This window comes from Cellulomonas chitinilytica, assembly GCF_016862675.1.
In the GTDB taxonomy this organism is placed as follows: domain Bacteria; phylum Actinomycetota; class Actinomycetes; order Actinomycetales; family Cellulomonadaceae; genus Cellulomonas; species Cellulomonas chitinilytica.
The window spans coordinates 30,101-52,354 of record NZ_BONK01000017.1 but is presented as its reverse complement, the minus strand read 5'-3'; the positions used below and the strand labels follow the sequence as shown (position 1 = coordinate 52,354).

The window sequence follows — 22,254 nt, the reverse complement described above, 5'->3', positions numbered from 1 at the left end:
GCGCGGGACCTCCCGGCGCCTCCTACCCTCCGAGGATGCCCACGACGACCGTCCGCCAGCGCGCCCTCCTGCGCGCCGCCGCGTTCGGCGTCGGCGTGTCCGTGCCGGTGTTCGTCCTCGCGTACCTCGTGCGGGCCGAGGCGCCGGGCCTGACCCGGTTCGACCAGGAGACCATCGAGTCCGCGACGGCGTTCACCCGCGAGCACCCCGCGTTCCTGCGGGCGCTCGTCGTCTGGCAGGAGCTGCTGCAGGCCCGGTGGGTCAACCTCGCGGGCGCGCTGCTGTGCCTGTGGGTCTGGCGCAAGCACGGCCTGGCGACTCGGGCGTTGTGGGCGTTCGGGACCCTCATGGCGGCGTGGGTGCTGCAGCTCGCCGCGAAGGGGCTCGTCCAACGGGCGCGTCCTGTCGTCGAGGACGCCCTCGAGCACGCCCCCGGCTCGAGCTTCCCGTCCGGTCACGCGACGAACACCGCCGCCGCAGCGGTCACGCTGACGCTGCTCGTGTGGCCGCTGCTCGGGCGGCGCGGGCGGGTCGTCGTCCCGGTCGTGGCAGGCACCGTCACCCTCGTCACCGCCGCGGACCGCGTGCTCCTCGGCGTGCACTACCCGTCCGACGTGGTCGCCGGCATGCTCCTCGGCACCGCGATGGCCGGCGCGTCCTACATCGGCTACCGGGGCTGGAGCGCGCAGCCCCCGACGGAGAGGAACCCGTGACCACGCTCGCGCTCCAGGCGGAGCACCACTCGACCGCCAGCACGTTCGTCCACCGCTACGAGCTCGACACATCGGCCCCGACGTTCGGGTCGGCATGCCGCGACCTCGCCCGGCGTGCCCTGCTCCCCGCGGTCGTGTGGTGGCTCGTCATGGTGGGGATCGGCCTGCTCATCGTCGGGCCGCTCGACGACCTGCCGTCCGAGACCGCGGTCAACCGGTGGTTCGAGGCCCAGCGGACCGCCGGGCTCACGTCGCTCACGTCGGTCCTGTCGAACATCGGCCAGACGCAGTTCATCATCGGCGCGTGCGTGCTCGTGGTGGCGCTGTTCTGGTGGCGCACCCGGCAGTGGTGGCTCGCGGTGGTGCCCGCGATCGCGATCGGCCTGCAGTCGATCCTGTTCCTCACGTCGTCGCTGCTCGTCGGGCGGGAACGCCCCGACGTCGAGCTCCTCGACGACTCCCCGCCGACCACCGCGTTCCCCAGCGGGCACACCAGCGCGTCCACCGCGTTCTACGTGGCCGTCGCCCTGCTCGCCCAGCGGATCGCCCGGCCCTGGCTGCGGTGGGCCGTCACCGTCGTCTGCCTGCTCGTGCCGCTGCTCGTCGGGTCCGCCCGCCTGTACCGGGGGATGCACCACCTCACCGACGTGCTCGTCGGCATGGCCAACGGGCTCGTCTGCGCGTTCCTCGCGTGGCGCTACCTGCGGCGGGACGTGTGAACGGCGTCCCCGCCCCGCAGCGGCACGACGGGCCGCGGCGGTCCGCCGTCGTCGTCAACGCCCACCGCGTGGAGGGCGCCGACGAGCTGCGCGAGGCGATCACCGCCCAGCTCGTCGAGGCCGGGTGGCCCGCGCCCGCCTGGCTCGAGACGACCGCGGAGGACCCCGGCCTCGGCCAGGCCAGGCAGGCCGCGGCGGACGGCGCCGACGTGGTGTTCGTGTGCGGCGGCGACGGGACCGTCCGCGCGTGCGTCGAGGGGCTCGCCGGGACCGACGCCGCGCTCGCCGTCCTCCCCGGCGGCACCGGCAACCTGCTCGCCGCCAACCTCGACATCCCCACCACCGTGGCCGACGGCGTCGCGACCGCGCTCGCCGGCGGCCGGCGCCGCGTCGACGTCGGCGAGGTCGACGGTCAGGCGTTCGCGGTCATGGCCGGGATGGGCTTCGACGCGAACATGGTGGACGACGCCCCGACCGCGCTCAAGGCCAAGGCCGGGTCGGTCGCGTACGTGGTGTCCGCGCTCCGGCACCTCGCCGACGACGAGATGCACGTCGAGGTGCGGGTCGACGACCAGCCGCCCGTGCGCCGGCACGCCCGCAGCGTGCTCGTCGGCAACGTCGGGCGCCTCCAGGGCGGGGTCGACCTCCTGCCCGACGCCGAGCCGGACAACGGCCAGATGGACGTCGCGATCATCGCGCCGCGCAACCTCGGCCACTGGGTGCAGCTCGCCGTCGCCGTCGCCCTGCGACGCCCGCGCGTGCCCCGCATGGAGGTGCTCCGCGGCTCACGGATCAGCGTCCGCAGCACCCGCCCGCAGCCTCGCCAGCTCGACGGCGACGTCATCGACCCGTCCGACACGCTCGTCGCGACCGTCCGGCCCAGGGCGCTCGAGGTGTGCGTGCCGCGAGCGGGCGACTCCGGCTAGACGCCGTCGGGCCGGATCTTCTCCGCGTCCGTCGCGTCGTCCACGACGTCGTCCACCTCGCCGCCGGGCAGGTCCGCGGCACGGATCTTGTGCGCCTCCGTGGTCGCCGCCTCGGCCTCCGCGAGGGGGTCCAGGCGGTCGCCCGGCAGTCCCGCGGCCCTGATCCGCTCCCCTTCGGTCTCGGTGTCCACGTCCGGTCGTTCGCCCGGCAGCCCCTCGGACCGGATGCGCTCACCCTCCGTCTCGAACCGCTCGTCCGGGGTGCCCTCGCTCTGCGTGTCCATGCGGTCCTCCTCGTCGACGCCCTCGTCGATCTGCGACCCGTCGACTGTACGTCCGAGCCCGCCGACCGGCGCTCGGGGGGCGGCGGCGACCCGGATTGAACCGGCGCGGCCCCTGCACCGTTCTCAGCAAGACCGTCACACAAGCTTCACCCGCTTCCACGGGTGAAACATTCATCAGACGCCCCCGAGGTGCCGATGGATCGTGTACCGGTGCGACGTCGCCCGCGTCAGGACGAAGAAGTCGTCCAGGGGTCCTGAGACGCCGCCTCCAGGGGGAGGAACCACCATGAGCATGACCACCACCGAGCGCCACGCCGTCACCGACGACGACGCGGCCACGCTGACCACCCGCGAGCGGGTCGTCCTCGCCGAGCTGCGCCGGGACGTGACGCTCGAGGACATCGCCCGCCAGCTGTGGGTGACCCGGAACACCGTGAAGTCCCAGGTGCGGTCCATCTACCGCAAGATCGGCGTGTCGACCCGCGCCGAGGCCGTCGACTGGGCCCGCACGCACCGGTTCTGACCTCCGCGGCCGGCCCCACGGACCCCGGAGGGTCCGCGGGGCCGGTGCCGCACGGTCAGGACACGACGACCGTCGCCGCCTCCGACCGTCCGGTCTCGCTGGAGAAGTAGTCGAACGGGTCCTCGGTGTCGAGGCCCACGACCGTGCAGCGGTAGGTGCCGCTGATCGTCACCGGGACGTGCAGGTTCCACGTGCCGCCCGGAGCGGGCCGCTCGGAGCTGCTGGTGTAGTACCCGGGGTCCGACGGCTCGTACTGGCCGGCAGGGCGCCACCAGCTGCACTGCGCCGACAGGGACTTCGTCCCGACCGGCCACGAGGTGAGGGCGATGTCCACGCCACCGCCCGCGGACGGGACCCAGGTGCCCTGGAAGCGCGTGCCGTCGGTGTCCTTCACGACGAGCGGCTGCGTCGCCACGACGACACCGTCCTCGTCGACCGCCTGCACGATGCACAGGTACGTCCGGCCGATCGACGGAGCGGCGGGGGTGGCGTCGACCCAGTCGAGCCGCCACACCCCACCACCGGTGTACGCGGACGTGAGCCTGGCGTAGGGGCCCCGCCACTGGGGTCCCGGGACCGGGTCGGTGGCCGTGCAGGACACCGAGGCGTCCGCCGCGGTCCCGGCCGGAAGGTCACCGAGCTGGACCTCGACGAACTCCTTGCGCGTGTCGCCGGACACCTCCTCGCCGACGTGCGCCCACGCCTGGATGCCGGACGGCGCGCCGCCGAGGCCGCGCACGAACGACCGGACGGCGGGCACCGGGTCCTCGTCGGCGCCGATCGTGAGGAACGTGCCCCCGGTCGACAGCGCGACGGCGGCCACCTGCTCCCCCATGTACATCGGCTCGAAGCCCACACCGTGCACGACGATGTCGTTGTCCGCCGCCAGGGCCTGGTAGTACTCGGCGATCCCCGTCCAGCCACCGCCGTCGCCGAACCCGACGACCATGCGACGCTGCCCCGGGCTGCCGTGCTCCGCGAGGTGCGAGATGGCCGACATCGTCCCGTCCCCCATGTCCGGGTAGCTCCACCCGTCCAGGTCGGTGCCGTACTGCTCGTCGATCTCGGCGTGCACCCGGTCGAGGTCGCTCGTCAGGGAGAGCATGGTGCCGCCCCACGACGAGTACATGCCCACGCTCGCCCGGTCGCCGTCGCCGAGCGCGTCGATCACCGCGTGGGCCGCGGCGCGCTGGCGCTCCCGCATGGGGCCTGCCGGCTCGCTCAGGTCGAGCACCAGGGCGACGTCCCAGCCGCCCGACGGCTGCTCCTCGCCCGGGTCGCCGTCACCGTCGCCCGGGTCGCCGCCGCCGTCGCCCGGGTCGCCGCCGCCGTCGCCGGGGTCGCCGCCCGTCCCGCCACCGCCCGGGTTGCCGCCGCCCCCGCCGGGACCCGGGTCGGTCCCGTCAGCGGGCTTCTCGTACGGGTACGTGTGCGTGTAGAGCTTCGCGACCCACGGCTCGAAGTCGTGGTTCCAGTCGGCGACCGTCTTGCCGAGGACGGCGACCCTCGCCCCGACCCGCAGCGTGTACTCGAGGGTCACCGTGTGGGTGTAGGTCAGCGCCATGAGGTCCAGGTCGCCGACGTAGCGCGGGCCGACCTTGAGCCCGATGTACGGGCCGGCCAGGTCGTACACCTTGACCACGAAGTCGAGGATCACGCCGGCGGAGACGTCGACGACCACGTGCGCCGTCGCGTTCGGCTCGTTCGTGAACTTCTTCTCGTCGATCGCCTTCCAGCGCCCGTCGGTGTACGTCACGCCGGAACGGGTCTCGATCGAGAGCTCGTAGGTCGACGTGATCTTGCCGCCGATCGACGCGTCGAGGAACACGGACGGGTCGAGCGAGTACGTGAGGACCAGCGGGACCGGGCCGACGAGGATCGTCGAGCCGCCGATGCGGACCGAGCCGAGCTGACGCTCGAACTCCCAGGTCTTCTCCTTCTGCGCCGTGATGTCCAGGTCGATCCCACCGCGGGTGTTGATCGAGAACGTGAACTCCTCCAGCTCGGGCGACATGGTGCCCAGGCCGAAGTGCGGGTCGATGTCGAGCTTGAAGGTCATCGACAGGCGGGCCGTGGCGGCGATCTTCGCGACGAGCTCCTTGCCGGGCGTCGAGACCTTGAGCGACGCCAGCGTCTCCTCGTGCGTCGGGTCGGCGCTCTTCAGGGCGGCCACGCTCGCCGCGCGGAACGCGGTCCGTCCGGCGACGGCGACGTCGTCGACGACGGGTCCGGGCTGCTGGTCCGCGATCGGCTCGTCGTCGATGGCGACGTGCGCCTGCACGAAGACGTCGGTGAGCACCCCGGGCACCGTCTCGACGACCGACTCGTCGCCCGAGCGCGTCACGCTGACGACCCGCCGGAGGAGGCCCTCGGGGGCCTGCGGGGTGACACCCGACACGAGGACGTCACCGGCGTGCACCGGCGCGCTGCCCTGGAACACGACCTGGGTCGACCCGACACCGGTCAGGCTCGCGGCCTCCGCGTCGCTGACCACGTGCGCGTCGGGGTCGACCACGACGTCCGTCGGCGCCGCGGCCGCGACGGTGAACGTGCGCGTCTGGGTCGTGGTGCGGCCGGCCCAGTCCGTCGCCTGCACCCGCAGCGTGTGGGCCCCGGCGGGGACCGCGGACGACGTCGCCCAGCGCAGGTCCGCCCCACCGGTCCCCGTCGTCGGCGCGGCACCGAGGTCGTGGCCGTCGACCGACACGCGCACCTCGCGGACACCTGACCCGGCGTCGGCCGTGGTGCCGGCGATCGTCACGACCGGCGACTCGGCCTGGTCGACCACCGCACCTGCGGCGGGAGCGGTGATCCGCAGGGTCGGCGCGACGGTGTCCGACGCGGCTGCGACCTGGCCGGCCTGGTAGCCCTCGAGCGTGACGGACTCGACCTGCGCACCGAGCGACGCCGAGACGTACGCCTTGCCGTCCTTCGACACGGGGACGACGAGCGTCGTCGACGTGGTCGTGAACGACGGCACCCACGCGCCGCCGGTGTCGGCCGACAGTGCACCCGCCGGGGTCGCCGCGCCGCGGAGCGTCGCCGGGAGCAGACCCGTGCGCACCGCGACCTGGACCACCGCCGCGCGCAGAGACTTCGGGACGTCCGCCCCGGTGACGCTCACCTCACGCGTCCCGAAGAGCCCCGCGGAGCTCGCGAGCGTCCGCGTCGCGACCGGCACCACCCCGTCCGGGGTCGGCGTCCGGGCACCGTCACGGCTCGCGCCGGCGACCCAGCCGACGACCGCGACCCGCAGCCCGTCCGTCGCGCTGCCGCGCAGGGAGTACGTGACCGAGCCGTCGGCGTCCAGCGCAGCCAGGACGAGCGACGTGGACCAGGACGACGAGAACGCAGCCGTCGCCGCGCCGAGGGAGCCGTTCGGCGAAGCGAACGTCACGCCGCCGACCGTCGCGCCCCGCGCCTGCACGGACAGCCACACGGCCTGCGCGCCCTCGCCGGGCACCCCGGCGAGACCGGCGAGCGGCACCGTCGACGCCCGGCCCGGCGCCGGGACCGTGCCGCCGAGCCCGGTGGCCTGGTCGACGACCGTGCCGGCGGGGACGACCGTGGTCCCGCCCGCACCGACGAGCGGGGCGGCACCCGTGCCGGACACGTACCCGACGACCGTGACCGCGAGCCTCGACGGGACCGAGGAGCGGATCGAGACCGCACCCTTGGCGCTCGTCGTGACGAGCGTCGTCGCCGACGACACCCCCCGCCCGAACGACACCGTCGTCCCGGTCGGCTCCGGCGACCCCGGGGACCACACGACGACCGACCCGGCGTCCGTCGCGCTCAGCACGTGGACCTGCACGACCAGCGACCGCGTCCCGGCAGGCACGTCGCCACCGGACGCGAGCACGGCGTCCCGCTGCTCCCCGGCGCCGAACGACACCCCGAGCACACCACCCCAGGCGGGTGCGGGTGCCACCGGCACCCACGCCCCGGCGCTCACCGGGCTCACGACCGGGTTCGACGCGGGCGCGGCCTGGGCGCCCGAGGCGAGGGGGCCGGCGGCGACCGCCACCGCGACGGTGGCAGCGACGAGCAGACGACGGAACGGGCGCGCAAGCAGACGCAAGGGGAGTCCTCCGGCGAAGGGGATGCCGGGGACGAACGCGCACTCCGGCACGCGCATCGTGCCGAAGCGGACAGGGGGTTCGGGCCGAACTCCCCCTTTCGCCCGGGACGTTCACCCGAGTGCGCCCTGATCTCACCCGGTCACGATCGCCGGACGGACGGTGCGGAGGGCGTGGGATTCGAACCCACGAGGACGGGGTTGTCCCGCCCCAACGGTTTTCAAGACCGTCTCTTTCGGCCGCTCAGACAGCCCTCCCGGCCTGCGGTCCGGGTCCCTGCGTGCCTGACGTCGTCGTCCGGCCGCGACCTGCTCCGCGAGGCGTGCACGAGTCTCCCACAGCCCGAGGGCTCCCTGCTCAGACGCCCTTGACGGCGGGCAGCCGGCCGCTCTCGATCGCCTCGACGAGCCGCGCGTGGTCGGTCTCGATGCGGTCCGCGTACGCCGCCGCGTACTCGGCCAGCGCCTCGTCGGCACGGTCCGACGACCCCAGGTAGGCGGCGATCGTCACCCGGTCCCCGGACCGCGAGTGCGCGCGCGCGAGGCTCCACGCGCACAGCTCCGAGTACCTGGCCATCCCGGCAGGGATCAGCTCGTCGACCGGGAACGAACCCTTCCAGTCGCGCAGCTGGCGGACGTAGAAGTCGCGCTCGACGTCGTCCACGCCGACCACCCGCTGCCAGCCGAGGAAGATGTCGCTCGCCGCCTGCATGAGCCGCTGTCCCTCGACGACCCGCTGCGCGTGGTTCCCGTAGTCGCTGGCCCCCGCGAACTCCTCCAGGACGGACGCCTGCGCCTCCTTCGCCTGCAGGACGATGAGGTCGTTCTCGTCGGTGCCCTGCAGCAGCATGATCCACGCCCGGGTGCCGACGCTGCCGACCCCGACGACCTTGCGCGCCATGTCGACGAGCCGGTACTGCTCCAGCAGGTGCCGCCGGTCGTCCTGCAGGGACGTCCGGTACGCGACCAGCAGGTCGTGCATCCGGACGGCGGCGTGGCCCTCGTCCATGAGGTCCCGCAACGGCACCAGCAGCGGCGGGTCCGCGACGAACCGGCGGTGCCCGCCGACGAGCGCGGTGAGCTTCTCGACGGCCCTGAGGTGGTCGCTGGACCGTGCCTTCGAGACGGTGGCGCGGGTGCGGCGCACGGACCGACCAGGCAGGTCCGTGAGGATCTCGTCCATCATCTCCTCGACCGACGCGTGCGCGTACCAGACGGCCAGCGTCGCCTGCCGGGCGAACTCCCGCACCGCCTCCCGGTAGGCCCGGGCCGCGCCCAGCACCGCCTGACGACGCTCCTTGCGGGAAAAGTCGTTCGCCCGCGCCGCGAGCTCCACGCTCGCCAGCAGCCGCTTGACGTCCCACTCGAACGGGCCGGGGAGCGTCTCGTCGAAGTCGTTCGCGTCGAACAGCATCCGCCGCTCCGGCGAGCCGAACACCCCGAAGTTGCTGAGGTGCGCGTCGCCGCACAGCTGCGCACGCAGCCCGCTGTCGGGGGTCTTCGCGAGGTCGTGCGCCATGACGAGCGCCGACCCGCGGTAGAACGCGAACGGCGACTCCGACATCCGCCCGTACCGCAGCGGGATCAGCTCGGGCACCCGGGCCGTCGCCTGCTGCTCCAGGAGGTCCACCGGGTCGGGTCGCCCCTCGGTGGGACCGGCGTCCGCCAGTGCGTCCAGGGGGAGCACCGTCCGGGCCGCCTTCCCGCGCCGCACCCTCTCCTCACGGCTCAGGCGCTCGACGGCGGTGCTCACGGTCCGAACCTATGCCGCGACGGTCCGCGCAGAAAGTGGTCACGCGCCGGCGCCGTCCTCCCACCACCGCGGCGGCATCCCGGGACTGACGACTTCCAGCGCGTACAGCGTCGCGACGCGCGCGAGCTGCAGGTCGTACGTCGCGACCGCCCGCACGTCGGGGTGCGCGACGGCCGCGCCGACGTGCAGCGCGGCGAAGGGAGGCAGGACGCCCGCCACATGGGTCGCCGCTCGCAGCGTCTGGTCGGAGAACCGCACGACCTCGACACGGGCGGCCACGTCGTGCGCGATCCCGTGCGCCTCGACACCCCGTGGCCGGGCCGACCGCAGCAGCTCCGTCACGCCGAGCGGCGTCGTCACGAGGTCCGCCTCGTGCACCGCCGTCCACGCCAGCCACTCCGACCGGCACGGAGCGCCCACGAGGTACCTCACCAGGGCCGTGCCGTCCGCGTAGACCCGACGCCGGACCGGCACCTCGTCGTCGAGGGCACCCCGCGGCTGCGGCACCACGCGCAGGCCCGCCTCACCACGCGGGAGCGAGACCGGTGCGTCAGCAGGCACCCGTCCATGATCACGCACACGGCTGTGCCCCGACGACCCGACCTCGACCTGCTCGCCGCCCGCAGACGACGACGGCCGGCTCCCCAGGAGGGGGCCGGCCGTCGGTCGTCAGACCAGGATCACCGTGCGCGCAGACGCTCCATCGCGAGCTGCACGAGCGAGATGAGCGCCTGCTTGGTCGCGGCCCGGGAGCGCGCGTCCGTGTAGAGCACCGGCACGTGCGCCGGGATCGCGAGCGCCTCACGGACGTCGTCCAGCTGGTGCTTGGCGACGCCGTCGAAGCAGTTCACGCCCACGACGAACGGGATGCCACGGCTCTCGAAGTAGTCGACGGCCGGGAAGCACTGGTCCAGGCGGTCGGTGTCCACGAGCACCACGGCGCCGATCGCGCCGCGGACCAGGTCGTCCCACATGAACAGGAAGCGGTCCTGGCCCGGCGTGCCGAACAGGTACAGCCACAGCGACCCCGGCAGCGCGATGCGACCGAAGTCCATCGCGACCGTGGTGGTGGTCTTGCGGTCCGAGACACCACCGGCGTCGTCGACGCCGACGGAGTGCTCGGTCATCGCGGCCTCGGTGTTCAGAGGCTCGATGTCCGAGATGGACCCGATGAAGGTCGTCTTGCCGACGGCGAAGCCGCCTGCGACGACGATCTTGACGACAGTGGGGGCGACGGACCCCGCCGTACCGGCCGGAGCGGCCACAGCGGCGTCAGAGGGCGGAAATGCCATTGAGAACACTCTCCAGCACGCTCAGGGACAGGGCGGGGGACTCACCGGTGTTCACGTCGACCGGCTGCGAGGTGTGCACGCGCACGTACTGCTGGTCGGCGAGGTCGGACACGAGGATCCGCACCACACCGAGCGGCAGGTGGAGGAGGGCCGAGAGCTCGGCCACGGAGATGTAGTTGTGGGCGGCATGCTGGATGATCGCCCGCTTCTCCGGCGGGAGACCCTGGCCGGACACGGCACCCGGCATCACCTCGACCAGCGCCTCGAGCGGCAGGTCGGAGCGCGCCGAGCGCACGCGGCCGCCGGTCACGGCGTAGGGCCGGACCGTTCGCGCCTCGTACTCGATGTGCTCGCTCATCCGTCGTACCTGGCCTCAGGCCACCGGCGCGCGCGTGGCGCCGTCGACGGGGAGCTGCCCACGCATCTCGGAGATGAGCTGGGGCGTCAGGGTCGCCTCGGTCCGCGAGACGAGCATCGCCATCTCGTAGCCGATGAGCCCGACGTCGCAGCTCGACTCCGCCACCACGGCGAGGACGGAGCCGTTCGAGACGCTCATGAGGAAGAGGAACAGCTGGTCCATCTCGATGATCGCCTGACGCACCTCCCCCGCACGCAGCTGGCGCGACGCGCCGCGGGTCAGGCTCGACATCCCGGAGACGATGGCTGCGAGCTGGTCGCCGCTGGTGCGGTCGAGCTGCTCCGACATCGCCATGAGAAGACCGTCGGCCGACACCACGAGCGTGTGGCGAGTGCCGGGCACGGTCCGGACGAAGTTGTCCAGGAGCCAGCCGAAGTTGGCTGCCTCGGTGCTGAGCGCGGTCACACTTCCTCCTTGCTGGTGCAGTCGACGACTGCGGGGTTGCGCGTCACCGAGGCGGCGACGACGTGGGTGGGGTCGGTCGGAGTCATCAGGCGGGGCCGTTCTGCTCGGGGGACGGGTCGCCGGAGGCGCGGCGGCCGCGAGAGGTCCCGGACTGGAAGCTCGACAGACGCGAGCGGAGCTCGTCCGCGTCACGCTGCACGGGCTTGCCCTCGTCAGCGGAGACGGGCGTCGTCGGGATGGCCGACGGCACGCGCCGGGTGAGCTGCTCGCCCGAGCCACCGACTGCGCTCGGCCGGTAGGCCGAGAGCTGGCTCAGCTCCGACAGCGCCTGCTCCTGGATGTCGGAACGCAGTGCGAGCATGGCCGCGACCTCGTCGTCCAGGGTCCCGATCCGCGGTGCGACCGACGGCGGGACGTTCGGGTGGGGCACCGTCGACACGGGGGCGCCGGAACCCGACGGGCGAGCGGCCCACTCGGGAGGCGACCACGAGCCGGCGGACCGCTGCTCCAGCGGTGCCGGGGCGGCGGGAACCGGGGCCGGCTGCGCGCTGGGGGCCGGCGTGGCGGGTGCGGACCACGAGGGGGCCGACCAGCTCGGCGGCGCCTGCTCGGCGACCGGGGCGGGCTGCTCCGCCGACCACGCGGACGTGCGCGGCGGGGAGACGCTGTCGACGGGGGCCGGCGCGGCCGACGCGACGGACGGCGTGCCCGCAGCAGCGGTCTCGTCACCCTTGCGCTTGCCGAACAGGCCACCCCAACGACGCTTCGGGCGGGACTCGTCGTCACCGGCGTGGACCAGGTCCGAGAACGCCTTCTCGGGCGCAGGTGCCGCGGCCCACGACTGCTCCTGCTGCACCGGCGCGGGGGCCGGGGCGAACGGTGCAGGGGCGGGCGCGAACGGCGCGGGAGCCTGGGCGTACGGGGCCGGGGCCTGGGCGTAGGGGGCCGGGGCCTGGGCGTACGGGGCCGGGGCCTGGGCGTACGGGGCCGGAGCCTGGGCGTACGGAGCCGGAGCCTCGGCGTACGGCGCGGGAGCCTGGGCGTACGGAGCCGGAGCCTCCGCGTACGGAGCCGGCGCGTACTGCGCGGGGGCGACGGCCTCGACGGGCGCGAGCTGCTCTGCAGGCTCGACCTCGGGCTCGAGCGCCGGCCACGCCTCGGCGGCCGGGGCGTTCCACGTCTCGGGCTCGGGGTCGGGCTCGAGCTGGGGGATCACCGGCAGGATCGTCGCGGTCTCGTCCGTGCGTGCGCTGGGCGCCTCGACGGCCTGCTCGGCCGCAGGGGCCTGCCACGTCGGCGGCTGCCACGCGGGTGCCTCCCACGCGGGCGTCGGCCACGCGTCGCCGGCCGGAGCCTCGGCCGCGGGGGCCTGCTCGGGCGCGGGGACGATCGGCATCGCGCCGGTGTGCCACGCCCGTGCCTCGTCGAGCGTCCGCTCGAACGGGGCCTGCGGGGCGCTCTGCGGTGCGGACGCGGCCCGCGAGGCGGCACCGGCCCAGCCGGAGTAGCCGCTGTACGACGTGAACGCGGCAGGCGCGTCGACCGCGGGGGCCTCGGCGGCCGCAGCGGCGGCCGACCGGCGCGTCGGGAGGACCGGCGTCGGGTCGATCTCGGCGGGCAGCTCGGCGACGGGCTCCGCGACCGGCTCGACCGCAGCGGCCTCGTGCAGGACCGTGTCGAACATCGGCGAGTCGTCGAGCGGCGACACCCGCGAGGGCAGCTCGGCGGCGGCGGGCGCGTCGACCTGCTCGGCGGCCTGCGGGGCCCACGGCTCGTCGGCCGGCTCGGCCGCGGCCTGAGGTGCCCAGGCCGGCTCGTCGGTCTGCGACGGCGTGGCCCAGTCCTGGACCGGCGCCCACGGCTCGTCGGCGACGGCCGCGGCGGCGGCGGCCACCTCGTGCTGCTCGGGGGCGGACGGGGCCCAGGCGGGCTCGTCGACCTCGGCGGCGTGCGTCGGGGCCCACGCCTCGGCGGGCGCAGCCTCGTGCTCGGCGGCCTGCGGGGCCCACGTCTCGGCGACCTCGGCGGCCTGCGGGGCCCACGTCTCGGCGACCTCGGCGGCGTGCGTCGGGGCCCACGTCTCGGCGGGCTCGGCCTCGGGCTCGGCCTGGAACGGCGCCTGCTCGCTGACCGCGGGCGCCTGGTCGGCGGCCTCGGACGGCTGCTCGGGCTCCCACGCCGGCTCGTCGTCCTCGACGAGGCCCGGCACGACCATGGGCTCGGGGGTCGCAGCGTGCGCACCCAGGCTCATCCACGGGGCACGCACGGCGTCCGGGGCGGACGCCGAGTCCGAGACGAGGCCCGGGATGGCCGTACCACCGGCGGGCGTGCCCGGCTGGAGGTCACCGCGGCCACGGAAGCCGGAGAACAGGCCGGCACGGGCGGCCGGTGCGGGCGCGCTGGCGGCCGGGGTCTCCTCGGCGGGCGTCGCCCACGCGGCCGTCGCGGCACGCGTACGGCTCGGCAGGCCGGTGTTCTTGAGCGGCTCGGCCGCGATCGTCGGCGGCTTCCACTCGCCGACGTCCGTCGAGAGGTCCGCCGAGATGTTCCCGGACGGGGCCTCGGGCAGGACGATCTTGTCGAGGTCGAACGTCTTGCTCGGGCGCGCGGGGAGCTCGCTGCGGCCGAGGACCGGGGCGACACCCGGGACGCCCTCGGCGTTCGTGTCGGTGTCACCGCCGTCGTCACCACGACGGCGACGCGGCAGGCCGAGCGCGGTCGCACCGTCGGTCAGCGCGGCGAGGTCGACCTCCTCGACGACGGGCGGCGTGAACGCGTCGGCGGCGATGCTGGGCGCCGGCGAGGCGGCCGCGGGCATCGGGGAGCCGTACAGCGACTGCTCGTTCGCGGCGAACAGCGAGGCGGGGAACCGGACGATGGTCTCGGTGCCGGTGCCGCGCGGGCTCTTGCCGAGGTACACGTCGGCGCCGAGGCGCTGGGCCAGCCGGCCGACGACGAAGAGGCCGAGGCGCTGGGCGCCGAGCGCGTCGCTCGCACCGGTCGACTTGATCCGGGCGTTCGCGGTCTCGAGCTCGGAGTCGCTCATGCCGAGGCCCTGGTCGAGGACGCGGACCACGACGAACTGGCCGACGACACCCGTGGTGACGATGACCGCGGTCTCCGGCTCGGAGAAGACCGTCGCGTTCTCGAGCAGCTCGGCGAGCATGTGGGCGGCGCCGAGGGCGTTGAACCCGAGCATGGCCGGGTCGACCTGCAGGTCGAGCTCGACGCGGTCGTACTGCTCGATCTCCGACGAGGCGGTACGGATGACGTCGGACAGCGGCATCGCGTCGCGCAGACGACGACCGGAGTCGATGCCGGCGAGCACGAGGAGCGACTCGGCGTTACGACGCATCCGGGTGGCGAGGTGGTCGAGGCGGAACAGGTTCGCCAGCGTCGACGGGTCTTCCTCCGCACGCTCCAGCGAGTCGATGAACGACAGCTGGCGGTTGAGGAGGACCTGGTCGCGGCGGGCGACGTTGACGAACATCTCCGCGATCGAGCCACGCAGGGCGGCCTGCTCCTGGGCGACCTGGACGGTCGTGGCGTTCACCGAGTTGAAGGCCTGGGCGAGCTCACCGACCTCGTCACGCGTGGTGACGGGGATGGGCTCGAGCGTGATCTCCGGGCCCTCACCGGGGACGGCCACCTGCTCGACGAGCTTCGGGAGCTGCTCGCGGACGTTCGCGGCGGCGGCCGTCAGGCGCCGCAGCGGCGTGACGATCCCTCGGGCGATGATGACGGCGAAGAACAGCGACGCGATACCGGCGGCGATGGCCAGGCCGATCGTCAGGAACGCGCGGTTCTGGGCGTCGTCGGCCGCCTTCGTGGCGATCTTGTGGGCCTCGTCGAGGATCTTGTCGTTCACCGAGGACAGCGACAGGAGCTGGTCCTGGATGTCCTTGGCGTACGCCTGCATGTCGACCGACTGGAACGCGTTGGCGTTGCCCTGCGACAGGTCGGACCGGATGTTCGTGAAGTTGTAGGACGGGTCGTCGGGGTTGAGCTCGACGCCCTCCAGGCCGAGGCCGTCGACGGCGTCGCGAGCACGGTGGCGCGACAGCTCGTTGGCGGCGGTCTCGTTGGCGTAGGCCAGCGCGGCCGTCTGGAGCGAGACACGGGTCTTGATGAGGGCGATGGAGTCGATGAGCTCGCTGACGAGACCGTCGCTCGTGGTGGCGACCTCACGGTAGGCGGTCACGTACCGGGCGAGGTCACGGTTGGGCAGCGCGTTGGCGACCGACTCCATGAGGGCGATCTGGCCCGTGATGATCGTGTTGTAGTACCGCGCGATCTCCTCGCGGTGACCGTTGATGTCCACGAGGTGACGCGCCGACGGCAGCATCTCGTTGTGCGCGAACTGCACGTCCCTGAACTGCGAGACGACGGCCTGCGGGAAGGCGTCGAGGTCGAGGGCCCGCGTGAGCGGGAAGACGTCGCGCAGCGCGTCGTCCGAGGCGATGCGCGCGGCCGAGATCTGCTCCGGGGTGCCGCCGTTGAGGCTGAGCATGCGCTCCGCCTCGATGGCGCCGGACAGCGGGGCGTACGCCTGCAGTGCTGCCATGACGCCCTCGGCGGCGCGGACCTCCTTGGCCTCTCGCAGCGCGTCCACCGAGATGTACGCACCAGCGCCGAAGAGGACGAGCATGGGCACGGCGAGGACAGCCATCACCTTGGCGCGGATGCCAAGCCGTCGCAGCATGTCGATCCTTTCGTTCACCCGACTCGGGTGTCACCATCGGGGCCGTGCCGAACTGTCGTGCCGTCGCCCTGTGACGACTTCCGTTCGCCTCATCGGCTCCTGGACAGCGGACCATTAGCCCGCGGCAGAGTTTGCCATGGACCTCACCCGCTGGGATACGGGCCGGCCGCACGAGTCGCGGCTACGCTCGATCCCCCGGCTAGTGTGCCGGTTGTGCGCGCCGTCGTGGTCGAGAAGCCGGGCGATCCGGACGTCCTGAGCGTGGCCCACGTGCCGGATCCCGAGGTCGGACCGGCGGAGCTGCTCGTCGAGGTCGCGGGCGCCGGCGTCAACCGGGCCGATCTCCTGCAGCGTGCGGGCCACTACGACCCGCCCCCGGGATCACCCGTCTGGCCCGGTCTCGAGGTCGCCGGGACCGTCGTCGAGGTCGGGTCCGACGTGCCGTCCGCCTCAGGCTGGCGGGTCGGCGACCGGGTCGCGGCGTTGCTCGCGGGCGGTGGGTACGCCGAGCGGGTCGCCGTCGCGGCCGGGCTCGTGCTCCGGGTGCCCGACGACCTGCCCCTCGTGGACGCGGCCGCGCTGCCCGAGGCGCTCGCCACGGTGTGGTCGAACCTGCGGGCGGCGCGGCTCGAGCCCGGTCAGACGCTGCTCGTGCAGGGCGGCTCCGGGGGCGTGGGGTCGGCGGCCGTGCAGCTCGCCGCCGCGCTCGGCGCCCGGGTCCTCGCGACGGCGGGCGGTCCCGAGCGGGTCGCGCGGGTGCGTGAGCTCGGTGCGGACGTCGGCGTCGACCACCGTGCCGGGGACGTCGTCGCGCAGGTGCGGGCCGCGACCGGCGGCCGCGGGGTCGACGTCGTCCTGGACGTCCTCGGGGCCGGCGGGCTCGCCGACAACCTCGCGATGCTCGCGGACGACGGGCGGCTCGTCGTGATCGGCATGCAGCAGGGCCGGCGCGGCGAGCTCGACCTCGGCACGCTCCTGTCCAAGCGGGCCAGCATCATCGGCACGATGCTGCGCAGCCGCCCGCTCGAGCAGAAGGTCGCGATCATGGACGGCGTGCGCCGGCACGTCTGGCCGCTCGTCGCGTCCGGCGAGGTGCGGCCCGTCGTGCACGCCCGGCTGCCGTTCGACCGGGCCGCCGACGCGCACCGCATGCTCGAGCGGGGCGAGGCGTTCGGGAAGGTCGTGCTGGTCCCGTAGGGATCAGTCCAGCAGCCCCACCGCGAGCGCGGGCACGATCACGGGCGTGAGCGGGAGCCTCGGGACGAGCGTGGCCTGCACCGCGTGGTAGAGGTCGGCCTTGCCGGCCCACACCGTGCGGGACACCGTGTTGTCGGTCCCGAGCTCGTGCCACCAGGAGCCGCCCTCGCGGTCCAGCACGTACGAGCCGATGTAGTCCCACCACTGCGCGTACCGCTCGTCGAACCGCGGCTCGCCGGTGGCCGCGTGCAGGGCGGCCGCGGCGGCGACGGCCTCGGCGGCGACCCAGTGCATGCGCTCGCGCACCACGGGCGCGCCCGACCAGTCGACCGTGTAGACGAACCCGTCGGCGCCGTCGACGGCCCACCCCTCGCGGACGGCCGCGTCGAACAGGGCGACGGCGTCCTCCAGCATCCACGCGGGGGCCACGTCGCCGTGGGCCGTGATCGCGGCGCGGGCGTGCAGCGTGAGGCGTGCCCATTCGAACCAGTGCCCGATGGTCGCCCCGTACGGGCGGAACGGGTGCGCCGGCTCGTCGGCGTTGTACTCGAGGTCCGGGTTCCACTGCTCGTCGAAGTGCTCGGGGATGCGCCACGCGTTGCCGCGCGCGAACCCGTGGACCACGCGCTCGACGACGCGCACGGCCCGGTCGAGCCACACGCGCTCCCCGGTGACGTCGGCGGCCGCGAGGTACGCCTCGACGGTGTGCATGTTCGCGTTGACGCCGCGGTACGTGTCGAGCGTCCCGAACGTCCGGTCCCACTGCTCGACGGCCATGCCGGCGGCCTCGTCCCAGAACCGCTGCTCCTGCACGGCGAGCGCCTGGTCGAGCAGCGCGCGCGCCCCGGGCCGGCCGGCGGCGGTCGCGCTGGACGCGGCGAGCACGACGAACGCGTGCGGGTAGGCGGCCTTGTCGGTGTCCCGCGGGGTGCCGTCGCGGTCGACCTCGGCGAACCAGCCGCCGTGCTCGTCGTCGTGGAACACGCCCGTGATCGCGGCGAGCCCGTGGTCGACGAGCGCGGCAGCCCCCGGCCGGCCCAGCAGGTGGCCGATCGCGTAGACGTGCGTCATGCGGCACGCGATCCACAGCTCGAGCGGCCCGTCCGTGGGGCGGCCCGCGTCGTCCTGCCGGGCGAAGCCGCCCGTGGGCAGCGCGGACGCCCGGCCGAAGTCCAGCAGGCGGTCCGTCTCGGCCTCGAGCCAGCGCGCGTGGGCAGGTGTCGTCAGCCAAGGCATGCGTCCACCCTAGCGACGCGCCACGAGCCCACCGCGCAGGGCTGCGACGCCGGTGCGATCCGGGCAGAATGCCCGGGTGGACGACGCCGGGACGACGCACGAGGACCAGCCGGAGATCGTGGTGGTGGACCCGCCGCGCGCGCAGCCGGACGGCGACGAGCGGCGACCCGAGGACATCGGCGGGATGGTCGGTGAGCCCGCCAAGGTCATGCGGATCGGCACGATGATCAAGCAGCTGCTCGACGAGGTCCGCAGCGCCCCGCTCGACGACGCGGCGCGGGCGCGGCTCGCCGAGGTGCACGAGCGGTCCCTGCGCGAGCTGGAGGACGGCCTGTCCCCGGAGCTCGTCGCGGAGCTGCACCGCATCACCCTGCCGTTCGTCGACGACGAGACACCGCCGTCGGACGCGGAGCTCCGCATAGCGCAGGCCCAGCTCGTCGGCTGGCTCGAGGGCTTGTTCCACGGGATCCAGACGGCGCTCGTCGCGCAGCAGATGGCGACGCAGGCGCAGCTGTCGGGCATGCGCCGCCAGCTCCCGCCGGGCCACCGGCCGCCGGGTGGCGCGCCGGGCATCGTGCTGCCGGGCGCCGCCGCGGGCGAGGACGGCGAGCACGGCACCGGGCAGTACCTCTGAGCGACCTCTGAGCGCGGCGCTCAGGCCGGGGGCGGCTCCTCGTCGGCCCGGGCCGTGAGGGCGATCGCCCCGGACACGAGCAGCAGCCCGACGACCTCCCACCCGTGCGGCACCTGCTGCAGCGCGACGGCCCCGACGACGGCCGCCGTCGCGGGCAGCAGCGCGAGCAGCACCGCGAACGTCGCGGGCCGCAGGCGGCGCAGCACCACCTGGTCGATCGCATAGGGGATCACCGAGGAGAACAGGGCCACACCCAGCACGAGCGCCGCGAGCCGCGGGTCGGTGAGCACGGGTCCGGCCGCGCCCGCGAGGAACGGGCCGAGCACGACCGCACCGGCCGCCATGGCGACGGACAGGCCGGTGAGCCCGCCGCTCTGGGCGGTCGCGACCCGCCGGCCGAGCAGGATGTACCCCGCCCAGGCGGCGGCCGCGACACCGACGGCGGCGAGCCCGACGACCGCGTCCGGGGTCGCCTCCAGGGTGACCCCGGCCAGCAGGACGACGCCCGCGGCCGCGACCGCGATCGCCGCCCGCTCGCGCCACCCGCGCCCGGTGACGGCGGCGACGGCCACGGGACCCGTGAACTCGAGCGCGACCGCGGTGCCGAGCGGGAGGTGGTCGATCGCGACGTAGAACGCCACGTTCATGACGCCCAGCACGAGCCCGAACGCCACGGTCACCAGCAGCGCACGGCGGGTCCACAGCCCGCGGGACCGCCACGGCCGCCGCCACACCACGAGCAGGACGGCCGCGACCGCGATGCGCAGCCACGCGACGGTGGCCGCGGGGAGCTCGTCGAACAGCCCGACGGCGAGCGCCGCGCCCACGTACAGGGTGAGCCCCGACAGGATGAACAGCAGGGGCGCGGGCACCGGCCCAGGCTATGCGCCGCACCCCTTCTCACCTGCCCGACGCCCGGTGACGCCCGACGCCGGGCGGGACGTCAGGCCAGGGCGGTGCGGAGGGCGTCGACCAGCGGGGTGGTGGGGCGGCCGATCAGGGTGCGCAGGTCCGCGGTGGCGTCGGCGAGGTCGCCGCGGCGGGTGGCCTCGTCGAGCGCGACGACGAACCCGGCGGTGCCCTCGTCGAGGCCCGCGCCGACGAGGATCGCGCGGTGCTCGTCGTCCGGGACGTGGCGCGCGACCACGGGCGTCCCGAGGACCTCGGACGCGGCGGCCGCGAGCTCGTCGAACGTCCACGCGACGTCGCCGCTGAGCTCGTAGACCCGCCCGTCGTGGTCGCCGCCGAGCAGGACGGCCGCCGCACCCGCCGCGTAGTCGTCGCGCGGCGCGCTCGCGACACGACCCGTGCCGGCGCTCGTGAGGATCACCCCCGTGCTGCGGGCCTGCTCGACGGCGGCGAGGTAGTTCTCCGTGTACCAGTTGTTCCGGAGGATGGTCCACGCGAGCCCCGACGCGCGCAGGAGCTCCTCGGTGGCCTTGTGGTCGGGGGCCACCGCGAGGGCCGTCGTGTCGGCGTGCGGGGCGCTCGTGTAGACGACGCGGCGGACACCGGCGGCTCGGGAAGCGTCGACGGCGCTGCGGTGCTGCGCGATGCGCTGCCCGACCTCGCTCCCGGAGACGAGCAGCACGGTGTCGGCCCCCGCGAACGCGGCCTCGAGCGCGGGGCCGTCGGAGTAGTCCGCGGCGGCGGTGCGCACGCCCCGGTCGGCGAGGTCGGCGAGCCGGTCGAGCCGGCGCCCGACGGCGGTGATCTCGCCGGCGGGCAGGCCGCCCGCGAGCAGGTGCTCGACGACGAGACGGCCCAGGTGGCCGGTGGCCCCGGTGACGACGACGGACATGGGTGCCTCCTGCGGTCACGTGACGAGCGGTCGTCGGTGCCAACTGCCGACGGTCACGAACCCTTCCCGGCCGGCGTCTCAGCACGTGACACGTCCGCCGAACTCGTTGACCGCCCCGACCCGCTCCGGTTCCCTGCGCCCCGGTCAGACGACCTGGCCCGGGGCTGTTCGAGGGAGCGACGACGCATGACGAGACGACTGGTCCTCAACGCGGTGCTCCGCGGTCAGGTCGGCGGGCACGCCGCCGCGTGGCGGGTGTCGTCGGCCGACGTCGCCGACGTGACGACGCTGCCGTACTGGGTGTCGCTCGCGGAGACGCTCGAGCGCGCCCGCTTCGACACGCTGTTCTTCGCCGACGTCCTCGCGCTCGTCGAGGACCCCGGGATGTCGCTGGGGTGGCCCCTCGACCCGTTCGTGCTCATCACCGCGCTCGCGGCCCGGACCAGCGACATCGGCCTGGTCGCCACGCACTCGACGACGTTCAACCAGCCGTACTCGACCGCGCGGCAGCTCGCGTCGATCGACCACCTCAGCGGGGGCCGGGCGGGCTGGAACGTGGTGACCAGCACGAGCGACGCGGCGGCGCAGAACCACGGCGCGCAGCAGATCCCGGAGCACGACCTGCGGTACCGGGTCGCCGACGACTACCTGCAGGCCGTCAAGAAGCTGTGGGTCGCGTGGCAGCCCGACGCGCTCGTCGCGGACCGCGGCACCGGTGTGCTGGTCGACCCCGACGCGGTGCGCGCGGTGAACCACGAGGGCGAGTTCCACCGGGTCCGGGGCCCGATCACCACGACCCGCAGCCCGCAGACGGTACCGCTGATCGCCCAGGCGGGCGGCTCGCCGGCCGGCATCGACCTCGCGGGCAAGCACGCCGACCTCGTCTACGCGCGCCAGGTCGAGCTCGGTGCGGCGCAGGAGTACTACGCGCGCATCAAGCGGTCCGCCGTCGCGCACGGCCGCTCACCGTCGGACGTCCTGGTGCTGCCGGGCGTCGTCCCCGTGATCGGGGACACCGCCGCGGAGGCGCTCGACACCGTGCGGGCCCTGCGGGAGGCCAACGGCCTCGAGCGGCGGCTGCCCGACCTGGAGGCCGCGCTCGGTCTCGAGCTGTCCGCCGCCGACCTCGACCGGCCCTTCCCGTACGACGCGCTCGCGGCGCACGGCACCGTCTCTCCCCTCGCGCGGAGCATCGCCGAGGCGGCGCCGGGGACGCTGCGCGACGTCGTCCAGCACACGTACGGCGCGTTCGCGGAGAGCTCGGGGCACCGGGTGGTCGCGGGCACCGCCGAGCAGGTCGCGCAGGACCTCGCGCAGTGGTTCGCGGCCGACGCGATCGACGGCGTCAGCGTGCACGTCAACGTGCTGCCCGACGACCTCGACGCGTTCGCCGACCGCGTCGTCCCGCTCCTGCAGGAACGCGGCCTGGTGCAGACGGAGTACGCGCCCGGCACGCTGCGCGACAAGCTCGGCCTGCCGCTGCCGGCCGTCGACACGTCGGGCTTCACCCCGTTCTGGCCGGCGCACTCGCGCACCCCGGAGGTCGTCGCCTGACCTCTCGGCAGGGTGAAGG

The 22,254-nt window shown here is 74.3% G+C and carries 18 protein-coding genes and 1 tRNA gene; 7 read left to right on the top strand and 12 right to left on the bottom strand.

The genetic code is table 11. The features are described from left to right. Positions 1-35: 35 nt before the first annotated feature. From Cch01nite_RS19925 to Cch01nite_RS19915, 3 genes are read left to right on the top strand one after another with little or no spacing between them, the layout of a single operon-like run. Positions 36-713, top strand: a complete 678-nt coding sequence (locus Cch01nite_RS19925) for a phosphatase PAP2 family protein (RefSeq protein WP_203758250.1) — start codon at positions 36-38, stop codon at positions 711-713. Continuing rightward, complete coding sequence (locus tag Cch01nite_RS19920) at positions 710-1,432, top strand: phosphatase PAP2 family protein (RefSeq protein ID WP_203758249.1); 723 nt, start codon at positions 710-712, stop codon at positions 1,430-1,432. The genes Cch01nite_RS19925 and Cch01nite_RS19920 overlap by 4 nt, the downstream gene beginning before the upstream one ends. Continuing rightward, complete coding sequence (locus Cch01nite_RS19915) at positions 1,429-2,358, top strand: diacylglycerol/lipid kinase family protein (RefSeq protein ID WP_239071130.1); 930 nt, start codon at positions 1,429-1,431, stop codon at positions 2,356-2,358. Before Cch01nite_RS19920 ends, Cch01nite_RS19915 begins: the two co-directional genes overlap by 4 nt. Here the strand turns inward: Cch01nite_RS19915 and Cch01nite_RS19910 are convergent. Then, positions 2,355-2,642 (bottom strand): hypothetical protein, encoded by a 288-nt coding sequence (locus Cch01nite_RS19910; protein ID WP_203758247.1) that lies wholly within the window; start codon positions 2,640-2,642, stop codon positions 2,355-2,357. The genes Cch01nite_RS19915 and Cch01nite_RS19910 overlap by 4 nt on opposite strands. A gap of 286 nt (positions 2,643-2,928) precedes the next feature. On the opposite strand from Cch01nite_RS19910, the gene Cch01nite_RS19905 reads away from it, so the two are divergent. Further along, positions 2,929-3,165: a LuxR C-terminal-related transcriptional regulator gene (locus tag Cch01nite_RS19905; protein WP_373309970.1), complete on the top strand. Its 237-nt coding sequence runs from the start codon at positions 2,929-2,931 to the stop codon at positions 3,163-3,165. A gap of 55 nt (positions 3,166-3,220) precedes the next feature. Here Cch01nite_RS19905 and Cch01nite_RS19900 read toward each other — a convergent pair whose 3' ends face one another. From Cch01nite_RS19900 to Cch01nite_RS19865, 8 genes are all read right to left on the bottom strand, one after another. Beyond that, positions 3,221-7,246 carry an Ig-like domain-containing protein gene (locus tag Cch01nite_RS19900; protein WP_203758246.1) on the bottom strand — a complete coding sequence of 1,342 codons (4,026 nt, stop codon included), beginning with the start codon at positions 7,244-7,246 and terminating at the stop codon, positions 3,221-3,223. Between the two features lie 163 nt (positions 7,247-7,409). Continuing rightward, positions 7,410-7,501 (bottom strand) — tRNA-Ser (locus Cch01nite_RS19895). Between the two features lie 100 nt (positions 7,502-7,601). Continuing rightward, on the bottom strand, positions 7,602-8,996 hold the full coding sequence (locus tag Cch01nite_RS19890) for a DUF2252 domain-containing protein (RefSeq protein ID WP_203758245.1): 1,395 nt from the start codon (positions 8,994-8,996) through the stop codon (positions 7,602-7,604). 39 nt (positions 8,997-9,035) lie between these two features. Then, positions 9,036-9,557 carry a hypothetical protein gene (locus tag Cch01nite_RS19885; RefSeq protein WP_239071128.1) on the bottom strand — a complete coding sequence of 174 codons (522 nt, stop codon included), beginning with the start codon at positions 9,555-9,557 and terminating at the stop codon, positions 9,036-9,038. Positions 9,558-9,676: 119 nt separating this feature from the next. Further along, the gene (locus tag Cch01nite_RS19880) at positions 9,677-10,288 is read right to left on the bottom strand and encodes a GTP-binding protein (protein WP_239071126.1); all 612 of its coding nucleotides are present in this window, start codon (positions 10,286-10,288) and stop codon (positions 9,677-9,679) included. Next, complete coding sequence (locus tag Cch01nite_RS19875; RefSeq protein ID WP_203758244.1) at positions 10,269-10,646, bottom strand: DUF742 domain-containing protein; 378 nt, start codon at positions 10,644-10,646, stop codon at positions 10,269-10,271. The genes Cch01nite_RS19880 and Cch01nite_RS19875 overlap by 20 nt, the downstream gene beginning before the upstream one ends. Positions 10,647-10,661: 15 nt before the next feature. Beyond that, the gene (locus Cch01nite_RS19870; RefSeq protein WP_203758243.1) at positions 10,662-11,111 is read right to left on the bottom strand and encodes a roadblock/LC7 domain-containing protein; all 450 of its coding nucleotides are present in this window, start codon (positions 11,109-11,111) and stop codon (positions 10,662-10,664) included. 85 nt (positions 11,112-11,196) lie between these two features. Next, positions 11,197-15,813, bottom strand: coding sequence for an ATP-binding protein (locus Cch01nite_RS19865; RefSeq protein WP_203758242.1), 4,617 nt, complete (start codon positions 15,811-15,813; stop codon positions 11,197-11,199). A gap of 213 nt (positions 15,814-16,026) precedes the next feature. Between Cch01nite_RS19865 and Cch01nite_RS19860 the strand changes: the two genes are divergently transcribed. Next, positions 16,027-17,010 (top strand): NAD(P)H-quinone oxidoreductase, encoded by a 984-nt coding sequence (locus Cch01nite_RS19860; RefSeq protein WP_203758241.1) that lies wholly within the window; start codon positions 16,027-16,029, stop codon positions 17,008-17,010. 3 nt (positions 17,011-17,013) lie between these two features. Here Cch01nite_RS19860 and Cch01nite_RS19855 read toward each other — a convergent pair whose 3' ends face one another. Beyond that, the gene (locus Cch01nite_RS19855) at positions 17,014-18,246 is read right to left on the bottom strand and encodes an AGE family epimerase/isomerase (RefSeq protein ID WP_203758240.1); all 1,233 of its coding nucleotides are present in this window, start codon (positions 18,244-18,246) and stop codon (positions 17,014-17,016) included. Positions 18,247-18,322: 76 nt separating this feature from the next. On the opposite strand from Cch01nite_RS19855, the gene Cch01nite_RS19850 reads away from it, so the two are divergent. Then, positions 18,323-18,880, top strand: a complete 558-nt coding sequence (locus Cch01nite_RS19850) for a bacterial proteasome activator family protein (protein WP_373309969.1) — start codon at positions 18,323-18,325, stop codon at positions 18,878-18,880. A 20-nt stretch (positions 18,881-18,900) separates the two neighbouring features. Here Cch01nite_RS19850 and Cch01nite_RS19845 read toward each other — a convergent pair whose 3' ends face one another. Together Cch01nite_RS19845 and Cch01nite_RS19840 are read right to left on the bottom strand one after the other, a co-directional pair. Beyond that, complete coding sequence (locus tag Cch01nite_RS19845; protein ID WP_203758238.1) at positions 18,901-19,752, bottom strand: EamA family transporter; 852 nt, start codon at positions 19,750-19,752, stop codon at positions 18,901-18,903. 71 nt (positions 19,753-19,823) lie between these two features. Continuing rightward, entirely contained in the window at positions 19,824-20,681 is an 858-nt protein-coding gene (locus tag Cch01nite_RS19840) for an SDR family oxidoreductase (protein WP_203758237.1), read from the bottom strand. Positions 20,682-20,867: 186 nt separating this feature from the next. Here Cch01nite_RS19840 and Cch01nite_RS19835 point away from each other — a divergent pair, with 186 nt between their 5' ends. Continuing rightward, positions 20,868-22,235, top strand: coding sequence for an NtaA/DmoA family FMN-dependent monooxygenase (locus tag Cch01nite_RS19835; protein ID WP_203758236.1), 1,368 nt, complete (start codon positions 20,868-20,870; stop codon positions 22,233-22,235). Positions 22,236-22,254 lie beyond the last annotated feature (19 nt).

Bases quoted from the DNA above. Each gene is read 5' to 3' on its own strand.
- Cch01nite_RS19925 (WP_203758250.1), top strand. From the start codon at position 36: ATGCCCACGACGACCGTCCGCCAGCGCGCCCTCCTGCGCGCCGCCGCG.
- Cch01nite_RS19910 (WP_203758247.1), bottom strand. From the start codon at position 2,642: ATGGACACGCAGAGCGAGGGCACCCCGGACGAGCGGTTCGAGACGGAG.
- Cch01nite_RS19905 (WP_373309970.1), top strand. From the start codon at position 2,929: ATGAGCATGACCACCACCGAGCGCCACGCCGTCACCGACGACGACGCG.
- Cch01nite_RS19880 (WP_239071126.1), bottom strand. From the start codon at position 10,288: ATGGCATTTCCGCCCTCTGACGCCGCTGTGGCCGCTCCGGCCGGTACG.
- Cch01nite_RS19875 (WP_203758244.1), bottom strand. From the start codon at position 10,646: ATGAGCGAGCACATCGAGTACGAGGCGCGAACGGTCCGGCCCTACGCC.
- Cch01nite_RS19865 (WP_203758242.1), bottom strand. From the start codon at position 15,813: ATGCTGCGACGGCTTGGCATCCGCGCCAAGGTGATGGCTGTCCTCGCC.
- Cch01nite_RS19855 (WP_203758240.1), bottom strand. From the start codon at position 18,246: ATGCCTTGGCTGACGACACCTGCCCACGCGCGCTGGCTCGAGGCCGAG.
- Cch01nite_RS19840 (WP_203758237.1), bottom strand. From the start codon at position 20,681: ATGTCCGTCGTCGTCACCGGGGCCACCGGCCACCTGGGCCGTCTCGTC.
- Cch01nite_RS19835 (WP_203758236.1), top strand. From the start codon at position 20,868: ATGACGAGACGACTGGTCCTCAACGCGGTGCTCCGCGGTCAGGTCGGC.